This is a genomic window from Mesorhizobium sp. M1169, from assembly GCF_040318345.1.
In the GTDB taxonomy this organism is placed as follows: domain Bacteria; phylum Pseudomonadota; class Alphaproteobacteria; order Rhizobiales; family Rhizobiaceae; genus Mesorhizobium.
Genome location: NZ_JAMYME010000037.1, coordinates 41,519 through 61,818, shown reverse-complemented (window position 1 = coordinate 61,818; position 20,300 = coordinate 41,519). Strand labels below are relative to the sequence as shown.

Genomic DNA, 20,300 nt, shown 5'->3' with positions numbered 1-20,300 from the left:
CTGAGGGCGATCGTGACGAATTGGTGGCGAGGAAAAAGTCCCTGTGGGTAACAGATCGGCGATCTGCAAAATTGGCTGCAAACCCCTCCGAAAGCTCGCCAGAACCCAAGGCAAAACCGCGCGGTAAGTGAATCGGACGCCAGCCACTTTCTTACCGCCGCGTACTTCGTTCGCATGGTTCGATTATATTAGATTTATCTAAAATACTAACCGGCCAGTCGAGCATTCCCGAACGCTCGCTGGTCAGGCCCAGCGGCCCCCCTAACCCAAGCTGCTGGGCCGCCACTCAGAGCAAAGCGCGATGTATGAGCATACCTAGCATAACGGTGATCGTCTCCACCTTGCCGGCCTTGCTTAGCACCACCTGAAAATCAGCTTCGAATCCCCGAATGTGCGGGGTCCCAGTGGCCATCACTAGACATTTCGAGATTTGCGGTTCAAGCCTCCCTTCATCGGCATGAGCGGTGACGGAGTACATCATCTTGCCAAATCAACACAGCCGACATCCTCGTCCCCTCGTTCGGTCGAAAGCCAGGTGGAACAATCAGGGCGCGCAACTTGTCATGACTGATATTGCCGCTTCACCCCAGCTTTGAGCGTGCGCCCTTCCGCCTGTGCGTGGTTCACCGTTTTTTACATTATTAGCGCACGTTTATAAACGGACATGTTGGTGTAGCTTGTACGTGCCCAAAGCCTCGGCGCAACGACCCAGCGCCGAGGCTTTTTTGCGGTATCCTTGCTCAGCATGTGCCAGATGATCATTGCAAGCTTGCGCGCAGTGGCGACGGCCGCGATGTGCTTCCCGCGGCGCGAGGCGATCCGCTTGTGGGAGGCGCGAAGAGGTCCTGGCGATCGCACAGCCGCCCATGCCGCCTCGACCAGCATCCCCCGCGCATGGCCGCGGCCCTGCTTCGTGATGCGCCCGTCATAGGCTGGCCCCTCACCGGACTGCCGCACGCTCGGATTGAGGCCAAGATAGTCAACGAGCTTCTGTGGATCGCTGAAGCGCCGTATGTCGCCGATTGCCGCGGCAACGCTCGCAGCCACGGTGACGTCGAGGCCGGGCAACGTCATCAGGCGGCGGATTGTCGGATCCTGAAGGGCATGTACGGCTATATCCGCCTCGACCACCGTCAACGTCTCGTTGATCTGGTTAATCAAGCCGAGGTGGCGCTCGATGGCGGCGCGCTCATCCGCAGGCAATATTTGCCTCGTCAGCCATTTGCGCCCGCTGATCCCGACGAGGTTCCCATGCGGACACGGCGGGATCAGGTGGGCGTGGAGGATTGACTGGATCAGGTTCTTCAGCCGCGAACGCTGGCGAACCAGCTGTGTCCGCCTGGTGACCTGTCTTCGGAGGGCAAGGGTCCCCGGATCCGGAACCCAGACCTCCGGCAGAAAGCCCGAGGCGTAGAGCTTCGCAAGGACAGTGCGTCGATCGTGTCAGTCTTCACCTTCGCGTGCGCGATCATGTGCACCTGCTTGGGATTGGCGATCACGATCCGATGGACGTAGGGCGACAGCACTTCAGCGACGGCAGCAGCATTGCCTGTCGCCTCGATCACCACATGATCATCGTGGGTGAGTTCCTTCCTGGCGAACTCCTCGAGCTTATTGCGCAGCATTTGAACGCGGCCGAGCTTGACGATCTCGCCATCAAGCAACGACACGACCTCGGCGGTTACGCGGTGTATGTCCATGCCGATAATACGCACGGTTCCCTCCATCGTTGGTCACGAACAGGGAGCGAGCGGGCAACACGACAAATACGGATCCGCACTCGCAGCGCATCCGGGCGAGTCGTAGGGGCGGCCAGATAATGTGCTCGAACTCGCAGTTCATCTGCATACGCCGGCCTGCCCGCACTTGCGTGCTCCCGGTGCCCCGTGGCCCGGATGCGCCAAGCTTAACGAACCTGACGTACCGAACAAACGATGGCACCAAGAACATCATGCCGGATACGGCTTCATCGAGAGCTTCAACGGCAAGGAAGGCGCGTCAACACTCTACGCTACGATTGCTGGCCGCCCGTCGTCACGGCGCATATGCGACGTTCCGTTAGCCGCCGATCGCGTTCCTATCCACGACAATCGCGTGGTGGTACATTCGGTTGATTTGGCGAATGTTTTTTGTCGTCAACTCACCGGGAAACCGGGAAGGTGGTCATGAGAATTATTACCGCTCTAGGATGCGTCGCCCTCCTTGCAGGTTGCACAACGGCAGGCCCCCCAGGGCCCCAAGGGCCTGTCGGTCCACAAGGTCTTCCCGGCAAGCAGGGACCTAGAGGTGCAATGGGGGCTGAGGGTCCGGCGGGGAAGGACGGCGTCGGCGGTTGGGAAATCACCCAGTATGCAAGCGCGAGTGATACAAGCCCAGACAAATCCGCACAGGCTTGGTGTCCCAAGCCAAAAGTCGTCATAGGTGGCGGTGCCAGCGCGTCAAATTCAAATGCTCTAATTTCTAGGAGCTTGCCGGTTACTTCCCCAGCTCCAGGGTGGGTAGCACAAGCGCATGTAGCCGCTACGTCCCCAACAGCTTGGACGCTGACAGCATACGCCATTTGCGCGCTTGTCAAATAGTCGGCGCTTGGCCGGGCCGGTGAACTTTGCGTTGTCGCGTCTTGGAGACACAAACGGCGTTCTAGTCTTCATCCCAAAAATCCTGCAGCGAGGCGTGCCGAAGGTCTTCCTCGCCCCGGAGGTGCTTCACGCGGACCTTGATGCCCGCTTGCGAAGGCCATAGTTGAGACGGTTGAAAGGCTGAGCCGGTGCCCCCCGCGTTGACCAGTTGCCGACCGGCTAGTGCAGCTTCTGGACTCTCGCCCGGAATGGCGGCATTCTCTCTTCCGGGAGAGCGGGCGTGGGCAAAGGCCACCGTTATCAAGGCGCCAATCAGGCTGACCGCTGGCGAAGGCGCGCCGGCAGAAGAATGCCGTTACGGCGGCTGCCGCGACCCCTCTTGGGGCTGATCTTCCTCGGCGCCGGCACGCTTGCCGCCGCAGTCACCCAATTCGCGATCCAGAGCACCGCCGGCCAACAGAGCACGATAACAAACTGGACAGAACCATTGCCTGGCCACATGGAAGGCCGCGCCTCGGTGATCGATGGCGACACAGTAGAGATTGCAGGCCAAAGGATTCGTTTCAATGGCATCGACGCGCCCGAGAGCCGTCAGCACTGCGACGACGCCAAGGGCTTTGACTACCCATGCGGGCGCCGCGCTGCCCAAGCCTTGGACAAGTTCCTGGCAGCTTCGCGACCGCTGCATTGCAGTTTTGTCGATCGTGATCGGTACGGGCGTCTTGTCGGGAACTGCGATCGGGCGGGCGGTCGTAGCGTTCAGCGCTGGCTTGTCGAGCAGGGCTTGGCACTGGACTGGCCCCTCTACAGCCACGGCGCCTATGCGGGGCAGCAGGCGAAGGCAGAGGCGGCAAAGCTCGGTCTGTGGGCCGGAACTTTTCAGGCGCCTTGGGTGTGGCGTCTAGCGCATGCCGACAACCGGCCGCTTTCTAACCAGCCGCTTGGCTTAATCAACCGCCATCAGGTCGCACAAAGCGGCTATTCATGCGAGCCGCGGCGCACCTGTTCCCAAATCAGCTCGTGCGATGAAGCAAGTTGGTACCCAGCCAACTGCTCTTGGGGCCGCAAGCTAGACCGCGACAAAGACGGCATCGCCTGCGAAAGCCAGTGTTGAACCTGCAGGTGCTGCCGCTTCACGGTCGCACGCACGTCGGTGTTGGCGCCGCGGCGCGTTGGGGTGGGTTTGGTCATGTGGAGGGGTTCCTAATGAAAGGGCCGCCTCGACGGGTGGCTTTTGAACGGTGACGGACTGCCGTTCCAAGCGGACCAGCTATTGTCGACTAAATGAAAGCGGGAAGATCCAACGATGCCTCCAAAATACGTGCAGCCCTCCGTTCATGAGACAGCTTTCAGCGGCATTCCAAATCGGCAGGGAGTTCGGCAGAGCCGAGGCCGAAGTTATGTTGCCCCGCCCATCGATTATGATCGCCACCCATCGACAACGAGCGATGCAGAACACGGCGAGCCGACCTGACGTTATCATTCGCTGGCATCAAGTCCGGCCTGATTTTCCAGAACTCGTTGCAACTGATGCGGCGAACTTTGACGCTGCCGTCTCAACAATGACCGTGCGAGATGTGGTCATATGGCGTCTTCGGGAAGGGCGCTCGCTGCGCGGTTCCGGCAAGGCCGGTCTTCATCATCGCCAACGCGGCGAAGGTCTTCTATCACGCTATATAGGAACGGAGTGCGTCAAAATTGACACGGGCTCGGCACGAGCTGCTCAAGTGCGGACGATGATGGGAGCCACGGCCGGCTGGCTGCTTTTTGCCGCGCGCGAGATGGGAGGAGGCGGCTGGAGTGATGTTTGGGCTCCGGCGACCTGATTCCGTTCTTTCGGATACGGAACGGAAACTTTGCCACATTTTTGGTTTCGACGCACGCTACGTCAGGAAGCAGCTAGGGCAATGAAGAGCGATTGTCCTTGCCTGTTTATGCGCAACAGAATGGGCTTGTGCTGCTGCCGGGATCTTGCCCACTCCTCCTGGATATCTGACGGCTGTGCCACATCCCGGTTGTTGGCCGAGACAATCACGTCGCCAGGTCGAAGGCCGTTCTCGGCGGCGGGGCTATTCGGCGCCACTTCCTGGATAAACACGCCGGTGGTACCCGGCTGCAGACCGAGTTGCTGGCGCGCTTCGTCCGGAATGGTGCTGAGCGACAGCCCGAGGCGTTGGTCCGCCGCTTCCGGACTCGGAACGGCACCGGTCTGCACCTCCTCGTCCTTGCGTTGGCCGACGGTCAGCTCCACCTCCTGCTGGGAGCCGCCGCGGTTCCTTGTCAGCGTCGCTTTCGACCCTGGCTTTTCGTTCGCTGCCGCCAGTGTCAAGTCATGGACGCCCTGGATGTCCTTGCCGCTGAACCGGGTGATTACATCGCCCGATTGTAGGCCGGCCTTCTCCGCCGGACTGCCGGGCTCGACCGAGGCGACCAGCGCTCCCTTGGTGCTCGATATCCCAAGCGCTTGGGCAAGCGACGGCGTCACCTCCTGGAGACGCACTCCGATGAAGCCGCGGTCAATCCGGCCGGTACGGATCAGCTGATCGGCGACGCTTCGTGCAGTTCGGGACGGCACGGCGAAACCGATGCCGATGCTGCCGCCCGATGGCGAGACGATGGCCGTGTTGACGCCGATCACTTCGCCGCGCGCGTTAAACAGCGGGCCGCCGGAATTGCCTCTGTTGATCGAGGCGTCTGTCTGGAGGAAATCGTCGTAAGGGCCGGCCTGGATGTCGCGCGAGCGGGCGGAAAGAACGCCGACGGTCACGGTTCCCCCGAGCCCGAAGGGACTGCCAATCGCGATCGTCCAGGCACCCGGCTGCATTGCGTCAGAGTCACCCCAGGCGGTGGTCGTCATGTTGGGGCGTGGATCGACCTTCAGCACCGCGATGTCGGTTGCTGGATCGCGGCCCACAAGTCGCGCGCGCGAAGTCTCCTTATCGGAGAATACGACGTGGATTTCGGTGGAGTCGGCCACGACATGATTGTTGGTGACGATGTAGCCCTCCGGACTGACCACGAAGCCGGAGCCGAGAGCTTCTCGCACCTGCGGCTGGGCAGGCCCGCGGCTGTCGAAGGGGTTGAGAAAATCGTCGAGCATCGTTTGGTCCTGGATGATCTGCCTCGTCGTGATCGCGACCACGGCCGGCAGCTTCTGACGCAGGATTGCGCTGAAGTCGTTCGGGATTTCCTGTGCTGAAACCGGAGCAAAGCCGCCAGCCGAGAGCATCAAGATTCCTGCGACGAGGCCCATGCTCAGTCGCTTCCTGGCAATGTAAGACATGATTGATTCTCCTGCCCGACCGCCCTGGCGCTGCCGCGCGACTTTTCCCAGACGCAACAACTGACATTCACGCCGATTGTTTCACCGGTTCGAAAAAATGTTGATCGTGGGCTGAACTGCGAGGATTTGGCCTTGTCGGGCCATTGAAATTTGCTCGAAACTCTCCAAAATTTCGGCTGGTGAAAATCGCGAGAGCCACCAAAGATGACATCAACAAAGGAGACTATTCAAAGCGGAGGACCATCGATGGAAGGAGCCATTTCGACGAGTTTTCCCCCAATCGGGCCCGAGGGTCCTGATGTTTTTCTTGACCGGTTGCTCCATCCAGCACGGCATTTCGAGCGACCTCAGGACGTGCTGACTGACGCGACGCTGGACGTCCAGGAGAAGCGTGCAATCCTTTCGTCCTGGGCATCGGATGCCTGTGCGGTGGAATCGGTGCCGGCGCTACGCATGCCGCCGGGAGCAACCGAACCGGTCAGCTCCATGTTGGGGACAAGACGATGCCTCCGTCCACTTGCTATGCATCGGAATGTGCATATATTGTGCATATGAGAGGTCGGAGATTTGTCATGGCCCACGCACAGCTCGCACATTCCACGGTGATTTCCGGCTTTGTCGATAGCCTGCAGGAGCCGCGCACGCCTTATATCTCGCCGAAGCGCCTGTCGCAGGCGCTGGGCGTGAAGGTGGCCAACTTGGCCCAGCTGACCGGTGTCCACCGCAACACGCTCCGCAATCCCTCATCGGAGCGCCTGCAGGGCCGGATGCGCGAGATGGTGAAAGTGATCTCGGCGGCGACGGAACTCACCGGCGACGTCAACAAGGCGATCTTTTGGTACCGCAATGAACCGATCGCCGACTATGGCCATCGTACCGCAGCCGAGCTCGTCGCGGGCGGCCAGGTCGAGGCGGTTCTGGCCTTTATCCGGGATCTCGAGAATGGTGCGCGCGGGTGAGGATCACCCGCATCGGTCCAGACGAAATCTTCCATCGCTATCTGACTCCCAAATGGGCTTTCCTGCCCACCAGCGGTGCAGGCGCAGCGATGGACGGCGGTCGTTTCAACCGGCCAGGCATCGAAGCACTTTATCTGTCGCGTGCGACCCAGACGGCGCTTGATGAATACAAGCAGGGAGCCAGCATCACCCCGCCCGCCACCCTTGCCGCTTACAAGATCACGCTCGCCGAGGTAGCCGACCTTTCGCAGGGTTTCGACCCGGACATCTGGGACGGCCCGTGGAAGGAGTGGGATTGTGCCTGGCGCCAGGTCGCTCGCATCGACAAGAAGATCCCGCCATCGTGGAAGCTCGCGGATCTGGTCATCACCGCCGGACTTCGCGGCATCCTGTTCCGTCGCTGCGTCACGCCGGCGGCACCAATCTGGTGATCTTTCCGGCCAATCTTGTCGACAGCGACCATGTCGCGGTTCACGATCCCGATCAACGGTTGCCGCACGACCAGTCGTCCTGGTGCTGAGTTATCGACCGTCTCTGGGATCGCAACGCGACGACGTCCCCCGTCACGGCGCTTGGTCCCCAACGACATCGTCCTCGCCGTCGCCCTCCCCGCTCGCCAGCCCGGCTGGAATATCGCCGGCCAGCAGCTTCTCCTTCGACAGCAGCCCTGCGTCCTCAAGCGCCTCGAAATCCGGTAGCTGGCGCAGCGTGTCGAGCCCGAACTGCGAGAGAAAAGTTTTCGTCGTCACATAAGTATAGGGCGCGCCAGGTTGCGGCGAGCGCGGACCCGAAGCGATAAAATCCTGCGATCGCAGCACGCCGATCAGGTCGCGCGAGATCTCCTTGCCGAAGAAGCTCGACAGCTCGGCCCGGGTGATCGGCTGGAAATACGCAATGCACATCAAGATCAGCGCCTCGGACTGCGACAGGGGTTTTGACCCCGGCCCGCCATCCGTACCCTGCCCCGTGGCAGCTCGAATTGCATCGGAGTAGACCCTCCTGGTCCGGTGCTGCCAACCGCCGGCGACCGACACCAGTTCATAGGGCCGGCCGCGCAATTCTTCGCGAATGTCGTCGATAACCAGGTCGATGTTGCAGCTTCTTCCGACGACCCGCGCCAGCGTCTCGCGCATCACCGGCGTGTTGGCCGCAAAAATCACCGCTTCGACGCGACCCATCCATTCGCGCCAGCGCAACTCCGCCGGCAGGTGTTCCAACTCAGTGTCGAGCAGCGATGGCTGGGCATTTTCTTTTCTCTGGGCCGTTTGGTCGGCCATCGCTAGAGCCCATACAGCCGGAAGGTCGGCCGTCCCGACAATTCACGCACTGCCTCGAATTCTATCAACCGGTCGAACAGCCGCCGTGACCCGAACCGCGACAGGTTTTTGGTCACGAGCGAGCCGGAGACGGCATCATTGTCGAGCAGTTTTGCGATCGCCTCACCTGCGCCTTTGGCGCGGAGCTTAGGCGCCACCGCCATAAGCCGCTCAGCCCGCCGAGAAATTTCGCCGGCGACCCGGCAGGCATCCGCCGCGCCCTGCGCCAGCGCCACGCATACTGCCCGCTCAAACCCTTCCCCTCCAGGCCGGATCCGTTTGCCGCGTCCGCCTTCAGCATGGAAGGCCGGAGCAAACGCCTGCGCCACCAACATTGGCACGGGCCGCGACCAGCGCAGCTTTTGCGCCAAGACCAGATCGGCACACCACCAGGCCAGCGTTTCGGCCTCCGACCGCATTGCGACCACGTAGCCGGCGATTGCCCCGGCAGCGAACGGCGCCGGTCGCCCGGAACGGGCAAGATTGTCGATCACCTCGGGAAGATCGGCAAAGGCATCGTCCCAGCGCAAGCCGAGCAGCGCGACCACTTCGGCCAGTCTCGCGGCATTGACCACCGGCGGCCGCAACGCCAGTTGTCGCCAGGCGCCCAAAACAGCGCCGGCAGGTCCAGGATCGGTGTCGGGGGGACGCATATACCAGGCATCGCGCAGGGCGGCCTCGTCCTCGCTGCGGCCGGCCAGCCGAACGGCGGCGGCGCATTTCAAGGCCCGCCCCTGCCGCCAGGCACCGGCCCAGGGCGGCTCCGAACGCACCAGATTATCGAGCGAAGTCAAGGCTGCCCCAGCCCAAAACGCGGCATCGGCATCGCTCGAAACTGGCCCGTCTGGCAGCGCCCAGCCCGGCACACGCGGCGGCAGAGGAGCGCTAACAGGTGAGGGGTCGGCTCGAATCATGTCTGACATGGTAAACTGGGCGTGCGCTTTACGCCATCATTCGAGGGCTCAAACGCACAGCCTGTCGTTGCACAATGACGAACGATAATGCCTTATCGTTCGTGTCTGTCATTACGTTAGAAATGGCCGCTGTCGCCCGCGGTTCAACGGTCGCAGGAGAGTGTCAGCGACCTTTTTGAAGACTGGTGGTCATTAAAGGAGGTTGGACGATCACGGTGCACGGGCATCTGCCACAGACGCTTTCAACCCTGCGGGCGCAAGTCTGTCACCGGCCGGTAGAAGATCACACGCACCGACGGAACAAGCTGGTTGAGGTAATCGAAATCCCCAACATTGCCGGTCAGGACCGTCGCGCCCAGCAGACCGGCCTGGTGAAAGATCAGCGCATCGTTGAGGAAGCGGCGTTCATGGCCCTCCCCTTTCGGCAGACGGCTCAGCCGGAACAGCAGGCCGGCAAGCATGCCGGCGCGTCCCCAGGCGGTGGCGTCGGGTGCATGCAGCCGGTGCACTGGAATGTCTTCAATCGTGCCTGCAACCACTTTCAGGACCGACTTCGTCGTGGGGTGCGCTGGGTCGAGCCGGCCGAACAGGTGGCTGAGCTCGGCAAGGCAGACGGCCGAGTGCTGACAGAGCCTATAGATCAGAAGGTCATCGACCACTTTGGGCGTGCGCCCCTGAAGGACATCCAGATAGACGCTCGTGTCGAGAAGCAATGCACCGCCGACAGGCGGCTGGTCCCCTGCCCAGGACAGAGCGGAATCCGGCCGCCGTTCCAGCCCGCCGGCACGCCGCTGTGGTTTGAGGGAACGCAGTGCGCTCCCGAGATCAAACGCCAAGATCAATGTCTGCGGAGATGCTGCCCTTGCGGCGGACGAGCTGGGCGCCAAAATCGTCCTCGAGGGCCAGCCGCGACAAGGCGAGCTCCAGCAGTTCAGTGTCGGAGGTCACATGAGCGCGCTTTTTTGCCGCCTCGATCAATTCCGACGGCACCCTCCCGGAAAGGCGTGTGTTCTTGGCCGCGCCGAGAAGGCCGACCGCCCTCGCCTGCTCAAGCACCAGACGGTTCCGGGTGTGGGCGATCCGCTCCTCGCTTTCGGCTGCCGTTGCGCCACGTACGCTCATCCTGGATTCTCCTGTTGAACGAAACATAAGGGATGTTGAACATGAAGGCAAGGATCGGCACTGAGAAAGAGGGCCCTAGGAGGGTCAACACTGGATCGGACATGGTCCGTCGCCCGGTCATGCTAAAGCACGACCCAGCGTGTGGTCGTACGCGACCGGCGCAAATCTCGGGAGCTACTGGTCAAGCACCTCGCGGTGGACAATTGGGCGCTTTGGTCGCACGTTGGGGCTCTCAGAATCGCACCACTGTGACATTCAAATGATCGAGAGTTTCGATGGGCAGTCCCCGTAATTTCATGACGCCCATCGACGCGGTCGACACCAGCGACCTGCCTGACATTGTCGACGTCGTCATGGAAATGGGGCATCCGGATGAGGCTCCCGCTCCTCCCACGCAGGTCCTCGACTCGCGACGAGCATCACTGCCTGCCCATCTCGAAAAGCTGGCCGACCGCGCGCGCGATTACGTCGAGGCGGCGAGTTCGGCAAACACCCGTCGCGCCTATGCCGCCGACTGGAAGCATTTTTGCGCCTGGTGCCGGCGCCAGGCGTTTGATCCGCTGCCGCCAGATCCACAAGTCGTCGGCCTCTACATCACGGCCCAGGCCTCAGGATCGGAACGGGACAAAAAGTCTGTGTCGACCATTGAGCGCCGCCTGTCGTCGCTGACCTGGAACTATACGCAACGCGGTCAACCGCTCGACCGGAAGGACCGGCATATCGCCACCGTGCTCGCCGGCATCCGCAATAAACACGCCTCCCCTCCCCGTCAAAAGGAAGCCATCCTGCGCGACGATCTTGTCGCCATGCTGGAAACGCTCGATCGTGGCACGCTGCGCGGTCTGCGCGGCCGCGCCATGTTGCTTTTGGGCTTCGCCGGCGGCTTGCGCCGCTCCGAAATCGTGGGCCTCGATGTTGCGCGCGATCAAACCGAGGACGGCTGCGGCTGGATTGAATTTTTCCCGGACAAGGGCGTGCTGGTTACGCTGCGAGGCAAGACCGGCTGGCGCGAGGTCGAGATTGGCCGCGGCTCGTCCGATGCCACCTGCCCGGTCGTCGCCCTGCAGACCTGGCTGAAGCTGGCCCGCATCGCGCATGGCCCCCTCTTCCGCCGCGTCACGGGGCAGGGCAAAGCTGTGGGCGCCGAGCGGCTCAACGATCAGGAGGTGGCGCGGCTGGTCAAACGCGCGGCCTTGGCCGCCGGCGTGCGCGGTGATCTTTCCGAGGGCGAGCGCGGCCAAAAGTTTTCCGGCCATTCGCTGCGCGCTGGCCTCGCCTCCTCTGCCGAGGTTGACGAGCGCTACGTGCAGAAGCAGCTTGGTCACGCCTCGGCAGAGATGACACGCAAATACCAGCGCCGGCGCGATCGCTTCCGCGTCAATCTAACTAAGGCGTCAGGATTGTAGAGTGCGGTACGCCCCCCAGCCGCAGGTGCCTCTGGATGCGCCAATCCACCCCGGCGCCACAGATCCAACCATCAAGTTGATGGGTTTCTAAGGTTTATTGGTGCGGGCGCAAGCCTCCAACTTGAAGAGCTGTTCCCAGCTGGGAACTCAAAATACGGGTTGTGCGAGAAGTTGCTTCTCGATGAGTTCTCCAGGATCCTTCGCCGACACTTGGACTAGCCCCCGAGGGAAGTTGCCTGGCGACTGCAGGAGCCTCTTGCTCGACGCTGGAGGAAAGTGCGCGTGGACAGGACGCCCACGTGCCAAACGGTGCTGATTGCTGTCAAATCGCGTGGGACGCCTGGCGATAGATCCTAGCCGCTGAGTTGCCATTCGCGAGAGTCGCTCGGCCCGGAAGGAATGCCTCGTTGCAGGGTAGGGGCCGTGGGGCGTCTAACTTGTCTGCCTGGGGGCGTTCACCGAAGTGACATCGGAAGCGGCGCGGCATGGCTGCATTACAAACACAACCCATCGTCCCCGACGCAAAGGATGGTGACTTCCCTAGGACTGCGCGAGCTCAGTGCCTCCGTCACAACGGGAATTTCGCCGCCGCGCCAAAGTGGGGGGAGGGGGTATCTCTCCATGCGCCGAAACCTACCTGCGCTTTTGTAGGTCGCTCGCGGCCGTACGCGGAAGCCAGAGGCCAACCGGTACACCAACGTCGACTATCTACGAGAACAAAACGGGCAACGGGGCCCGCCCGTGCCCCCATGCTGCGTAACCAACTTCATAGCTGTCTTTTTCAATGCCTGATGCGCAACTTTGACGGCACAGGGAAGCCAGCGATAGCGAAAAGTTCCCAGCTGGGAACTGCCCTGTGTCCATTTGCTCGAATTCTCCGAATCGGGCATACCTCCAGTAACGGAAAAACCGCGTAATTCGAAAAGTTGGCGTAGTTGGCGTGGCGTTAACAGCTTGTTAACCACAGTCGCTATCAATAGGCGCTGGGTGCAAGAGGAGAATCTGGGTGACGCGGCATCTAAGTAGCCTTCAGTTCATGAATACCTTTTCGACGAAACTCGAGAAGGCACTCAACAATCTTTCGCTGGCTCAGTATCCTCCAGATGCGATTCGTACGATGCGCAAATTCACTTCGACGGAAGTGGCAGCATTGCTAGGAGTGACTGAAGCTTACATACGGCAGGTCTCCTTAAAAGGGCAGGGGCCTGAGCCAGAGACAACGACCACCGGAAAGCGCTTATATTCTGTGGAGCAGGTGCTGGACCTTCGGATGCACCTGGCGGAAAAGGCACGGAAGAAATGGATCAATCCTCGTCGTGTTAAAGGCGAGGATTGCCAGATCATCGCGATCACGAACTTCAAAGGTGGATCGTCCAAGACAGCGACCACTATTCACTTGGGTCATTGGTTGGCACTACGTGGATATCGCGTTCTCGCAGTCGACATGGATCCCCAGGCGTCGTTGACAAGTCTGCAAGGAGCGTTACCCGGATTTGACTACCGAGAAGGTGACACCCTTTACTCAGCGATTCGGTTTGATGATCCGGTGCCAACGGAAAAGATTATTCATCAGACGCATATCATCGGATTCGACGTCATCTGCGCCGGTCTTGAGCTGACAGAATTCGAGACGGCCGTCACCCTTGAGATGCGCAAGAGCGGTGGAACCAGTTTTCTGCTTCGAGTGTCACAGGCGCTCGAACAGATCGTCGATAACTACGACATCGTCCTTCTCGACTGTGCGCCGTCACTCAATTTCCTGACACTTTCGTCGCTCACTGCCGCTACCGGAGTCCTAATCCCAGTTCCAGCGCACATGCTCGATGTCGACTCCACAGGGAAGTTTTTGGAGCTGGCCGCATCTTATATGCAAATCCTGGATGAGGCTGGTGCAGGCGCACGTTGGGATTTCGCCAAATTCCTCATCACAAAGTTTGAGGCCAACGACCACCCGCAAGCCAACATGCAGGCCCTAATGCGCCAAGTGTTTGGCGAGGATTTACTTCTGAATTCAGTCTCCAAATCCACTGCGGTTGCGGACGCTCTCACTTGGAAGCAGAGCCTCTATGAAGTGCAACGATCGAGGTTTTCGGCACCTAAAACTTATGATCGTGCAATCGAATCGATCAATGCCGCGAACGCGGAAATAGAAAGCCTCATCACAATGGCATGGAGGCGTGAACAGTGAGCCGTAAAGATTCTAAGGGCATGTTTGCTGCTGTTTTGGGGCAACTCGGGGAGGACAATTCGGAGGAGGGCGTCAGCCGCCGCACGTCATCGCCGCACCTGATGAAGGTGGCGGCTGGTGTTCGCCAAATGCAAGAGCGTAGCGATATCGCCGACAAGTTACTGAAGTCAGGCGAACAGATCATTGAACTCGATCCCGACAAAATACGGCCGTCGTCTATTACCGATCGATATGATGACGCCTACGAGATTTCCGCCATTGCTGAGATCACTGAATCCATGCGGGAGCGCGGTCAGATTGTGCCTGGACTGGTTCGGCCAGTACAAGGCAAGGATGGCGAGTTTCAAATCGTCTATGGTCGCAGAAGATTAGCGGCAGCTAAGCAGCTTGGGATCGGATTCAAAGCGGCCGTCCGCGAGTTAACTGATGAACAAGCAGTCATTTTCCAAGGCGAAGAAAACACCGCTCGAGAGGATCTTTCATACATTGAGAAGTGCGCTTTTGCGCTTGCGCAGCAGGAAGCGGGATACAAACGGGACACCATCTGCGCTTCGCTGTCGACAGGAAAATCGCATGTCTCCGAGATGATCAAAATCGCCTCATCGGTCGACAAGGAGATACTGCAATCGATTGGTAAAGCTCCCGGGATTGGTCGAGGACGATGGCAGGAATTCTCGAACCGCTATTCCATAGACGGCTCACCCGCAAAAGCTTTCGATCTTATTCGCAAAAACAAATTCCGCGAGGCAACGTCCGACGACAGATTCATTATTCTGCTTGAGACGCTTCCATCGGATCATAATGCGATCAAAGAACCTGCGGGTCCGGCCAAGCCATCAAAGCCCAAGATTGCTATGAAATCCTGGGCTGCTCCAGACAAAACAGTCAGCGTCAGCCTCAAAGACAACGGAAAAACTACCATGATTGCGGTGGGAGAGGCTGAAGGATCGCGTTTCGCAGCGTTTATCGCCGGACAACTGGACGACCTGTTTGAGGCCTTTCGGAAGTCCATCACGAAACAAGGAGTCTGAAAACCGCAAAAGAAAAAGGCCCCCGAACGGCAAGCCGTGGAAGCCTCTCTCTGAACTAAGCACTCTGAGAATCGCATCTCCACGAATCACTGTCAAGAGTCATTGGCGTCGTTTTGGCGAGCAGGTTTCTTTTGCCTAATCGAGGGTGAAAGAAAATGGAGACGAATATTGCGACGACGCCCTTTGGGCGGCGGCCGATGACGCTTGGCATGATTTCAAGCCAAGTCACCGCAAGGGCCGTGCCGAAGGACGCGATCGTCCACAAATGGCATGTCTTCCAAGATATCAAGGATGCCAGGATCGCTCTGGGCGCCACTGATCGCGCTTTGGCTATTCTCGACGCGCTGTTGTCGTTCCATCCGGACACGGCACTTTATGGCGACAGTGAACTGGTTGTATGGCCATCCAACGAGCAGCTGATCCGCCGCGCCAATGGCATGCCCCCAACGACCTTACGGCGACACCTGGCCGTTCTGGTCGAGTGTGGATTGATCATCCGTCGGGACAGCCCAAACGGCAAGCGCTTCGCCCGGAAAGGGCAGGCGGGCGAGATCGAGCAAGCCTATGGCTTTGACATCTCGCCGATCGTGGCGCGCGCTGAGGAGTTCAAGGATCTTGCGGAAGCGGTCAGATCTGAGAAGAAGGCCTTTCGTCTCGTTAAGGAGCGGCTAACCATATGCCGCCGTGACATCGTCAAGATGATCGACGCGGGGATTGAGGAAGGCGTTCCGGCGAACTGGGGCAGGGTCCAGCAGGCCTACCAGGCGATTGTTGGTCAGATACCACGCACTGCACCTAGGCAGACTCTCGAGGTGATTGCCGAAGAACTTGAAGGCCTTTGGGCTGAAGTGCGTGAAGCATTGGAATCATTTGTAAAAACACAGAAAGTGGACGCCAATGAGTCCCAAAATGGGCGCCACATACAGAATTCAAAACCAGACTCTAAATTTGAATCTGAAAGCGGCTCAGGAAATAAAGATGAAGCGGGCGGAAACGTTGCGGACACCGACAACGTACGGAGCCTACCGAAACGCGAACTGCCGCTAGGGATCGTGCTGGATGCCTGCCCGAACATGCTTTGGCTGGTGAAGGGCGGCGGCGGAATCCGCAACTGGCGTGAATTTCTGGCCGCGGCCGAGGTTGCCCGACCGTCCATGGGCGTCAGCCCGAGCGCCTGGGAGGAAGCGCGAACGGCAATGGGTGAGCAGCAGGCGGCAATTTCCATTGCCGCGATCTACCAGCGGCAGGACCAGATCAACAGCGCCGGCGGCTATTTGCGCAGCCTGACAGATCGAGCAAAGGTCGGAAAGTTCTCGGTCTGGCCGATGGTGATGGCCTTGTTGCGGGCCAAGCTTGACGCGTCGAAAATGACCGGAACCGGAGCTGAAGCCGCTGCCGTCGATTTGGAGATGGCGGGCAAGGTCGTGCGCACCGAATCCCGGCTGGAAATCAGCAATGCGTTGCGCCGCAGCCTCGACAAGCCGGGGCGCGGATCATGATGAGGTGGGCGGGTTTCGATCCGCTTTATGAGCTTGGGCGGGTCGCTGCGGCGCTTGTCGGGACGAGCGTCTTATGCGAGCATCGAAGGTATGAGAAAAGAACATGACCCGCAACCGACGCCCGATGAAACCGCCGGGATGGTGTGGTGGAATTCGCTTACCGAATCCGATCGTGCGGCTTGGCTGGCGCGGGCCGGCAGCGCCGTTCCAGCTGATGCCTGGGCCGCGTACAAGCGGCTCGGGAACGTTGAGCGTCAGCCACAGACCGTAAACTGAGGACTGTTCTGCAGCGGGATGGCGGTCAGTTCGCAGGTAGTTCGGCGACGAGTCCAAGCCGTCGGGCTCGATCGAGCAGGTTCTTGACTGAGGAGGCAGACCATTTTGCGCTTCCTCGTGGGGTTCGCTCATGCAGACGCTCGAGCTGGCCAGCGATGTCGCGGAGCGACAGGTTTGGGTTAGACTGCGAAATCCCTGCCACGAGAGTCATCAGGCGATCTTCGGGAGACAGAGGAGACGCCCGCTTTAGCAGTGTGGAGTCGGCCAGGTGCTCTGTGACGAGCCACCTCACTGCCCGCCGCAGTCGTTCAGGCGTCCAGTCGAGGCCGCGCTGCTTCAAGACCCGAACGATGTCGTCCCAGTTGTGGTCGGGTCGCATCCGGCGGACCGTCGGAAGCCACTGGTTCATCGTTGATTGTAGCCGTCGGCCATAGGCTGCCTTTTGTACCGCTGTCATCTTCGCCAGGGCTTCGGGCCTGCGCTCCCGGATACCAGGATTGCCTGGCAGCCGCCCCTTCGATCGTGCAGCGATAATGCCGGCCTTGGTCCGCTCTGAAATCAGCGCACGCTCGAGTTGGGCAACGGCGCCGAGTACCTGTAGCGAAAACATGCCCTGTGGCGTCGACGTGTCGATCGGATCTCCGAGAGATCGGAAATGCGCGCCCTTCTCAGTCAGATCCTCGATCACCTGAAGAAGATGGCTTACCGAGCGCGCGAGGCGATCGAGGCGCACCACGACCAGGACATCGCCGGCGCCGATATCGCTCATCAACCGCAGTAGGGCAGGGCGAGCTCTTGACGCCCCGGATCCATGTTCCTGAACGACCACGTCGCAGCCAGCCGACCGCAGCTCAATTTCCTGCGCTTCCGTCGCTTGTTCGTCCGTCGACACGCGCGCGTACCCGATTTGTCGGCCCTGTGGTCGTCCGGAGCGTCGATCTTGCGCTTCACGGGCCATTTGCGGCGTCTCTCAGCTTAGGAAAGGGCGTTTGTACAAACACCGAAGATATCAACAAACGATCGTTTGTAAACGTCTCTAGTGGCCCTTTGGGTAGCTCCTACGGCTTCGATGAGGCTGAAAATCAACCATTTCTAGCCTCCTGACCGCCCCAGGGCGTGGTGCTGTACAGTCCCGATATGAGGTCATTATCGATAGTGAGCTTTCTTGCCGAAGATATCGCCTGTGACTGTCGCTTTTATTTCCCGATTTCAATTGAAGTCGTAAGCTGAAGTTCAGTACCGCCGTTTACACCTTACGGCTTCAAGCGCGGGGAGGGGACCTTCAGAGCCTTTGGTGAGGTCGACGCGGAACCGATCGCGCCACCGCCGATCTCGCCCTGCGGCTTCGTAAGGGCGAGACGTGCCGGAGTCGTGCTTCCGAAGATCAGTTCGCAGCTGGCCGAATGCCGCTCGATCCCGCGCGCGTCTGTAGCTCGTCCGTTTACGCGCGCATGGCCGCTCAGGCGTCACTGTGGTCGACGGAAGGACGATTGTGAGTCTCGCGAGCCATTTGCAGTGCCCGAGTCTCGCAGCTTGTGCCCCATCCACGAATTGACTATTTTGCATGACTATGAGTGAGCATCTGGCCTTGGTTCTGACGACAGTGAACGCGCCCTACAGCGAACAGCTCGACGGGGTGGCGCTGGCTCATTGTCTTTCGGATCTAGATCTGGCGAAGCAGTATCCTGGGCAGGTCAGTGCCTTCCTTGGAGAAGTACCGGTCGAGCAGCAGATGGAGTTCGCCGCCGCGCACCAGATAGCGGTTGATGATCTGAAGGCTTTCGCGGCCCATTTCTCTGCCTGGTCCGGCGAGAGCTATCAACTCGCTGCCTGATGATCGAGGTCCATAGCCGTCGTCCGTCCGAATGGCGGCGGCTTTTCGCCATTGCTGCCGATCTGATCGACCAGCTCCGGGAGAAGGCCGGAGGTTTTGAATTCGAATGGTCGTTTGGCGGCGGCACGGCGATGATGATCCACATCAACCATCGCGAAAGCCACGACGTCGATATCTTCCTCGACGACCCTCAGCTACTCGGCTTCATTGACCCATCCAAGAGCCAACTGAGCTTCAGCACGGGTCCTGCCGCATATGACGGCGACGGGACGAGGTTTCAGAAATTCGCGTTCGAGGGCTTGGGCGAGATTGACTTCATCGTGGCCGGGGCCTTGACCGGGACACCTTTCGAAAAGCGAGAGGTAGAAGGTCGTTCGGTATGGCTTGAGACCATTCCCGAGATCATTGCCAAGAAGGTTTATTACCGAGGCGCGGAGCCCAGACCGCGGGACATCTTCGATATCGCAGCCGCCGCGCGATCGCATCGAGCCGGCGTTGTCGGAGCCCTCCGGGCATTTCCGGATCGTGTCGCTCGAACAAGGGAGCGGCTTGCAGAGCTGAATCCGGAGTTCGTCAGACGGACGATTGCACAGCTCATGATCATGCCAGACTACGAGGAGATGGCTGCTGATAGCCTTGCCACTGCAACAGCCCTGCTCGAAGAGGTGCTGTCGCCAGCGACATCATCCTGACCAACGCCGGCAGCCGGCTTCAAGCGGGGGAGGGGCTTTCAGAGCCCAGACGCCTTGGTGAGATTGACGCGGAACCGATCCCGCCGCCGCTGATATTTGCGCGTCATCTCGGCCGAGGCGTGGCCAAGCTGCTTCTGGACGTAACGCTCCTCGATGTCGGCCGAGGAGGCAAGGCCGGCGCGCAGCGAATGTCCTGAGAACAGCAGTTTCCGTTCCCCTTCCGGAAGATCCGAGCGGACGCCGGCGGCGAGTGCGGTCTGCTTGACCAGGCGCGCGACATGCTTGTCGGAGAGCCGCTCGACGTCGACGGTCTTGTTGTCCTTGAAGATGCGCCGGAAGAGCGGGCCTCTCGCGATGCGGCCGAAGCGGATCCAGCTCTCGAGGGCAGCGACGGGGCAGGTCTGGTCGGAGGCGCCGCGGCCGACCTCGACCTCGCGCCAGCCGGTCTTGCCGCGCAGCGTCACCAGGACGCCCTGGTCAGGAAAAATCTCGATCCAGCCGGCGCCGTCGCTGTGGTTGCCATCGAGATGGTCGTCGCGCGCGACGTCGAGGCCGACGATTTCCGAGCGCCGCAGCCCGCCGGCGAAGCCAAGCAGCAAAATAGCGCGGTCGCGCAGGCCGCGCAGATCATGGCCGAGCGTCGCGATCATGGCGATGAGATCGTCGCCGAGCACGGCCTCTTTTTGCCGCGGTGGCTTTGCGTGCTTGCGGCGAATGCCGGCGAGCACGGTGGCAATATGCCGATCGGCGCGATCCATTGGCACGCCGCGCTGGGTAAAGTTCCAGGCAAGACCGGAGAGGCGCCGCTCGATCGTCGCGACAGAAAGTGGGGGGAGGCCGCGTCTCGGATCCCCGGCGGCGCAGGCGCCAATATAGAGGCCGATGACCTGGCTCGACGGCGGCATCGGATCGAATCCCTCCCGGCGGCACCAGCTGGTGAAATGCCGCCAATCCTTGGCGTAAGCGTCTCTCGTGTTGTCGGAGCTGGCCGCCTTGGCGTAGGCCGTCGCGGTCTCGACGAGGGCTTCCAGACGCGCCGGCGCCCGCGAGGCGGGGGGTGAGGAGCCCATTTCCAGCACAAGGTCGACGATGTCGGGCAAATCGTCGTGGGTCGGTTCGTCGGTTATGGCCCTGTTTTCCGGGGGATTTTGCATGATTTGGGAGGCTATCAGAATACGTCCGATAAGGCAAGCTTATCGGA

17 protein-coding genes and 2 pseudogenes are annotated in these 20,300 nt (G+C 60.4%); 11 read left to right on the top strand and 8 right to left on the bottom strand.

Features of this window, described 5'->3' with window-relative positions:
- Positions 1 to 735: 735 nt before the first annotated feature.
- Positions 736 to 1,715: pseudogene (locus NKH41_RS26965) on the bottom strand (IS110 family RNA-guided transposase); the annotation flags it as partial.
- A gap of 1,144 nt (positions 1,716 to 2,859) precedes the next feature.
- Between NKH41_RS26965 and NKH41_RS26960 the strand changes: the two are divergent.
- Positions 2,860 to 3,693, top strand: a complete 834-nt coding sequence (locus tag NKH41_RS26960) for a thermonuclease family protein (RefSeq protein ID WP_352468049.1) — start codon at positions 2,860 to 2,862, stop codon at positions 3,691 to 3,693.
- A 223-nt stretch (positions 3,694 to 3,916) separates the two neighbouring features.
- A complete protein-coding gene (locus tag NKH41_RS26955) occupies positions 3,917 to 4,405 on the top strand; it encodes a hypothetical protein (protein ID WP_156937504.1) in 489 nt (162 codons plus the stop codon).
- Positions 4,406 to 4,467: 62 nt separating this feature from the next.
- Here the strand turns inward: NKH41_RS26955 and NKH41_RS26950 are convergent, their stop codons facing one another.
- Positions 4,468 to 5,862 carry a Do family serine endopeptidase gene (locus tag NKH41_RS26950; protein WP_031195538.1) on the bottom strand — a complete coding sequence of 465 codons (1,395 nt, stop codon included), beginning with the start codon at positions 5,860 to 5,862 and terminating at the stop codon, positions 4,468 to 4,470.
- Between the two features lie 246 nt (positions 5,863 to 6,108).
- On the opposite strand from NKH41_RS26950, the pseudogene NKH41_RS26945 reads away from it, so the two are divergent.
- From NKH41_RS26945 to NKH41_RS26935, 3 genes and pseudogenes are all read left to right on the top strand, one after another.
- A pseudogene (locus tag NKH41_RS26945) lies at positions 6,109 to 6,345 on the top strand (hypothetical protein); the annotation flags it as partial.
- An 89-nt stretch (positions 6,346 to 6,434) separates the two neighbouring features.
- Complete coding sequence (locus tag NKH41_RS26940) at positions 6,435 to 6,821, top strand: hypothetical protein (RefSeq protein WP_023680933.1); 387 nt, start codon at positions 6,435 to 6,437, stop codon at positions 6,819 to 6,821.
- The gene (locus tag NKH41_RS26935) at positions 6,818 to 7,252 is read left to right on the top strand and encodes an RES family NAD+ phosphorylase (protein ID WP_352516346.1); all 435 of its coding nucleotides are present in this window, start codon (positions 6,818 to 6,820) and stop codon (positions 7,250 to 7,252) included. The genes NKH41_RS26940 and NKH41_RS26935 overlap by 4 nt, the downstream gene beginning before the upstream one ends.
- Before the next feature lie 132 nt (positions 7,253 to 7,384).
- Here NKH41_RS26935 and scpB read toward each other — a convergent pair whose 3' ends face one another.
- The 4 genes from scpB to NKH41_RS26915 form a co-directional block, all read right to left on the bottom strand.
- The gene (scpB, locus tag NKH41_RS26930) at positions 7,385 to 8,098 is read right to left on the bottom strand and encodes an SMC-Scp complex subunit ScpB (protein ID WP_352468048.1); all 714 of its coding nucleotides are present in this window, start codon (positions 8,096 to 8,098) and stop codon (positions 7,385 to 7,387) included.
- Positions 8,099 to 8,100: 2 nt separating this feature from the next.
- On the bottom strand, positions 8,101 to 9,051 hold the full coding sequence (locus tag NKH41_RS26925) for a DUF1403 family protein (protein WP_352516347.1): 951 nt from the start codon (positions 9,049 to 9,051) through the stop codon (positions 8,101 to 8,103).
- 242 nt (positions 9,052 to 9,293) lie between these two features.
- Positions 9,294 to 9,887, bottom strand: coding sequence for a type II toxin-antitoxin system VapC family toxin (locus tag NKH41_RS26920; RefSeq protein WP_023723123.1), 594 nt, complete (start codon positions 9,885 to 9,887; stop codon positions 9,294 to 9,296).
- A complete protein-coding gene (locus NKH41_RS26915; RefSeq protein WP_352468047.1) occupies positions 9,877 to 10,173 on the bottom strand; it encodes a hypothetical protein in 297 nt (98 codons plus the stop codon). The genes NKH41_RS26920 and NKH41_RS26915 overlap by 11 nt, the downstream gene beginning before the upstream one ends.
- Before the next feature lie 275 nt (positions 10,174 to 10,448).
- On the opposite strand from NKH41_RS26915, the gene NKH41_RS26910 reads away from it, so the two are divergent.
- The 4 genes from NKH41_RS26910 (at position 10,449) to repC (ending at position 16,297) form a co-directional block, all read left to right on the top strand.
- Positions 10,449 to 11,579: a site-specific integrase gene (locus NKH41_RS26910; RefSeq protein WP_051409794.1), complete on the top strand. Its 1,131-nt coding sequence runs from the start codon at positions 10,449 to 10,451 to the stop codon at positions 11,577 to 11,579.
- Positions 11,580 to 12,585: 1,006 nt separating this feature from the next.
- A complete protein-coding gene (repA, locus tag NKH41_RS26905) occupies positions 12,586 to 13,767 on the top strand; it encodes a plasmid partitioning protein RepA (protein WP_023749471.1) in 1,182 nt (393 codons plus the stop codon).
- Complete coding sequence (gene repB, locus NKH41_RS26900; RefSeq protein WP_031195483.1) at positions 13,764 to 14,798, top strand: plasmid partitioning protein RepB; 1,035 nt, start codon at positions 13,764 to 13,766, stop codon at positions 14,796 to 14,798. Before repA ends, repB begins: the two co-directional genes overlap by 4 nt.
- Before the next feature lie 155 nt (positions 14,799 to 14,953).
- Entirely contained in the window at positions 14,954 to 16,297 is a 1,344-nt protein-coding gene (gene repC / locus NKH41_RS26895; protein WP_023723128.1) for a plasmid replication protein RepC, read from the top strand.
- A 301-nt stretch (positions 16,298 to 16,598) separates the two neighbouring features.
- Here repC and NKH41_RS26890 read toward each other — a convergent pair whose 3' ends face one another.
- The gene (locus NKH41_RS26890; RefSeq protein ID WP_352934724.1) at positions 16,599 to 17,531 is read right to left on the bottom strand and encodes a recombinase family protein; all 933 of its coding nucleotides are present in this window, start codon (positions 17,529 to 17,531) and stop codon (positions 16,599 to 16,601) included.
- 612 nt (positions 17,532 to 18,143) lie between these two features.
- On the opposite strand from NKH41_RS26890, the gene NKH41_RS26885 reads away from it, so the two are divergent.
- Entirely contained in the window at positions 18,144 to 18,407 is a 264-nt protein-coding gene (locus tag NKH41_RS26885) for a hypothetical protein (protein ID WP_084643174.1), read from the top strand.
- Entirely contained in the window at positions 18,407 to 19,099 is a 693-nt protein-coding gene (locus NKH41_RS26880; protein ID WP_023723131.1) for a nucleotidyl transferase AbiEii/AbiGii toxin family protein, read from the top strand. The genes NKH41_RS26885 and NKH41_RS26880 overlap by 1 nt, the downstream gene beginning before the upstream one ends.
- 38 nt (positions 19,100 to 19,137) lie before the next feature.
- Here NKH41_RS26880 and NKH41_RS26875 read toward each other — a convergent pair whose 3' ends face one another.
- Positions 19,138 to 20,253 carry a tyrosine-type recombinase/integrase gene (locus NKH41_RS26875; protein ID WP_023723132.1) on the bottom strand — a complete coding sequence of 372 codons (1,116 nt, stop codon included), beginning with the start codon at positions 20,251 to 20,253 and terminating at the stop codon, positions 19,138 to 19,140.
- Positions 20,254 to 20,300 lie beyond the last annotated feature (47 nt).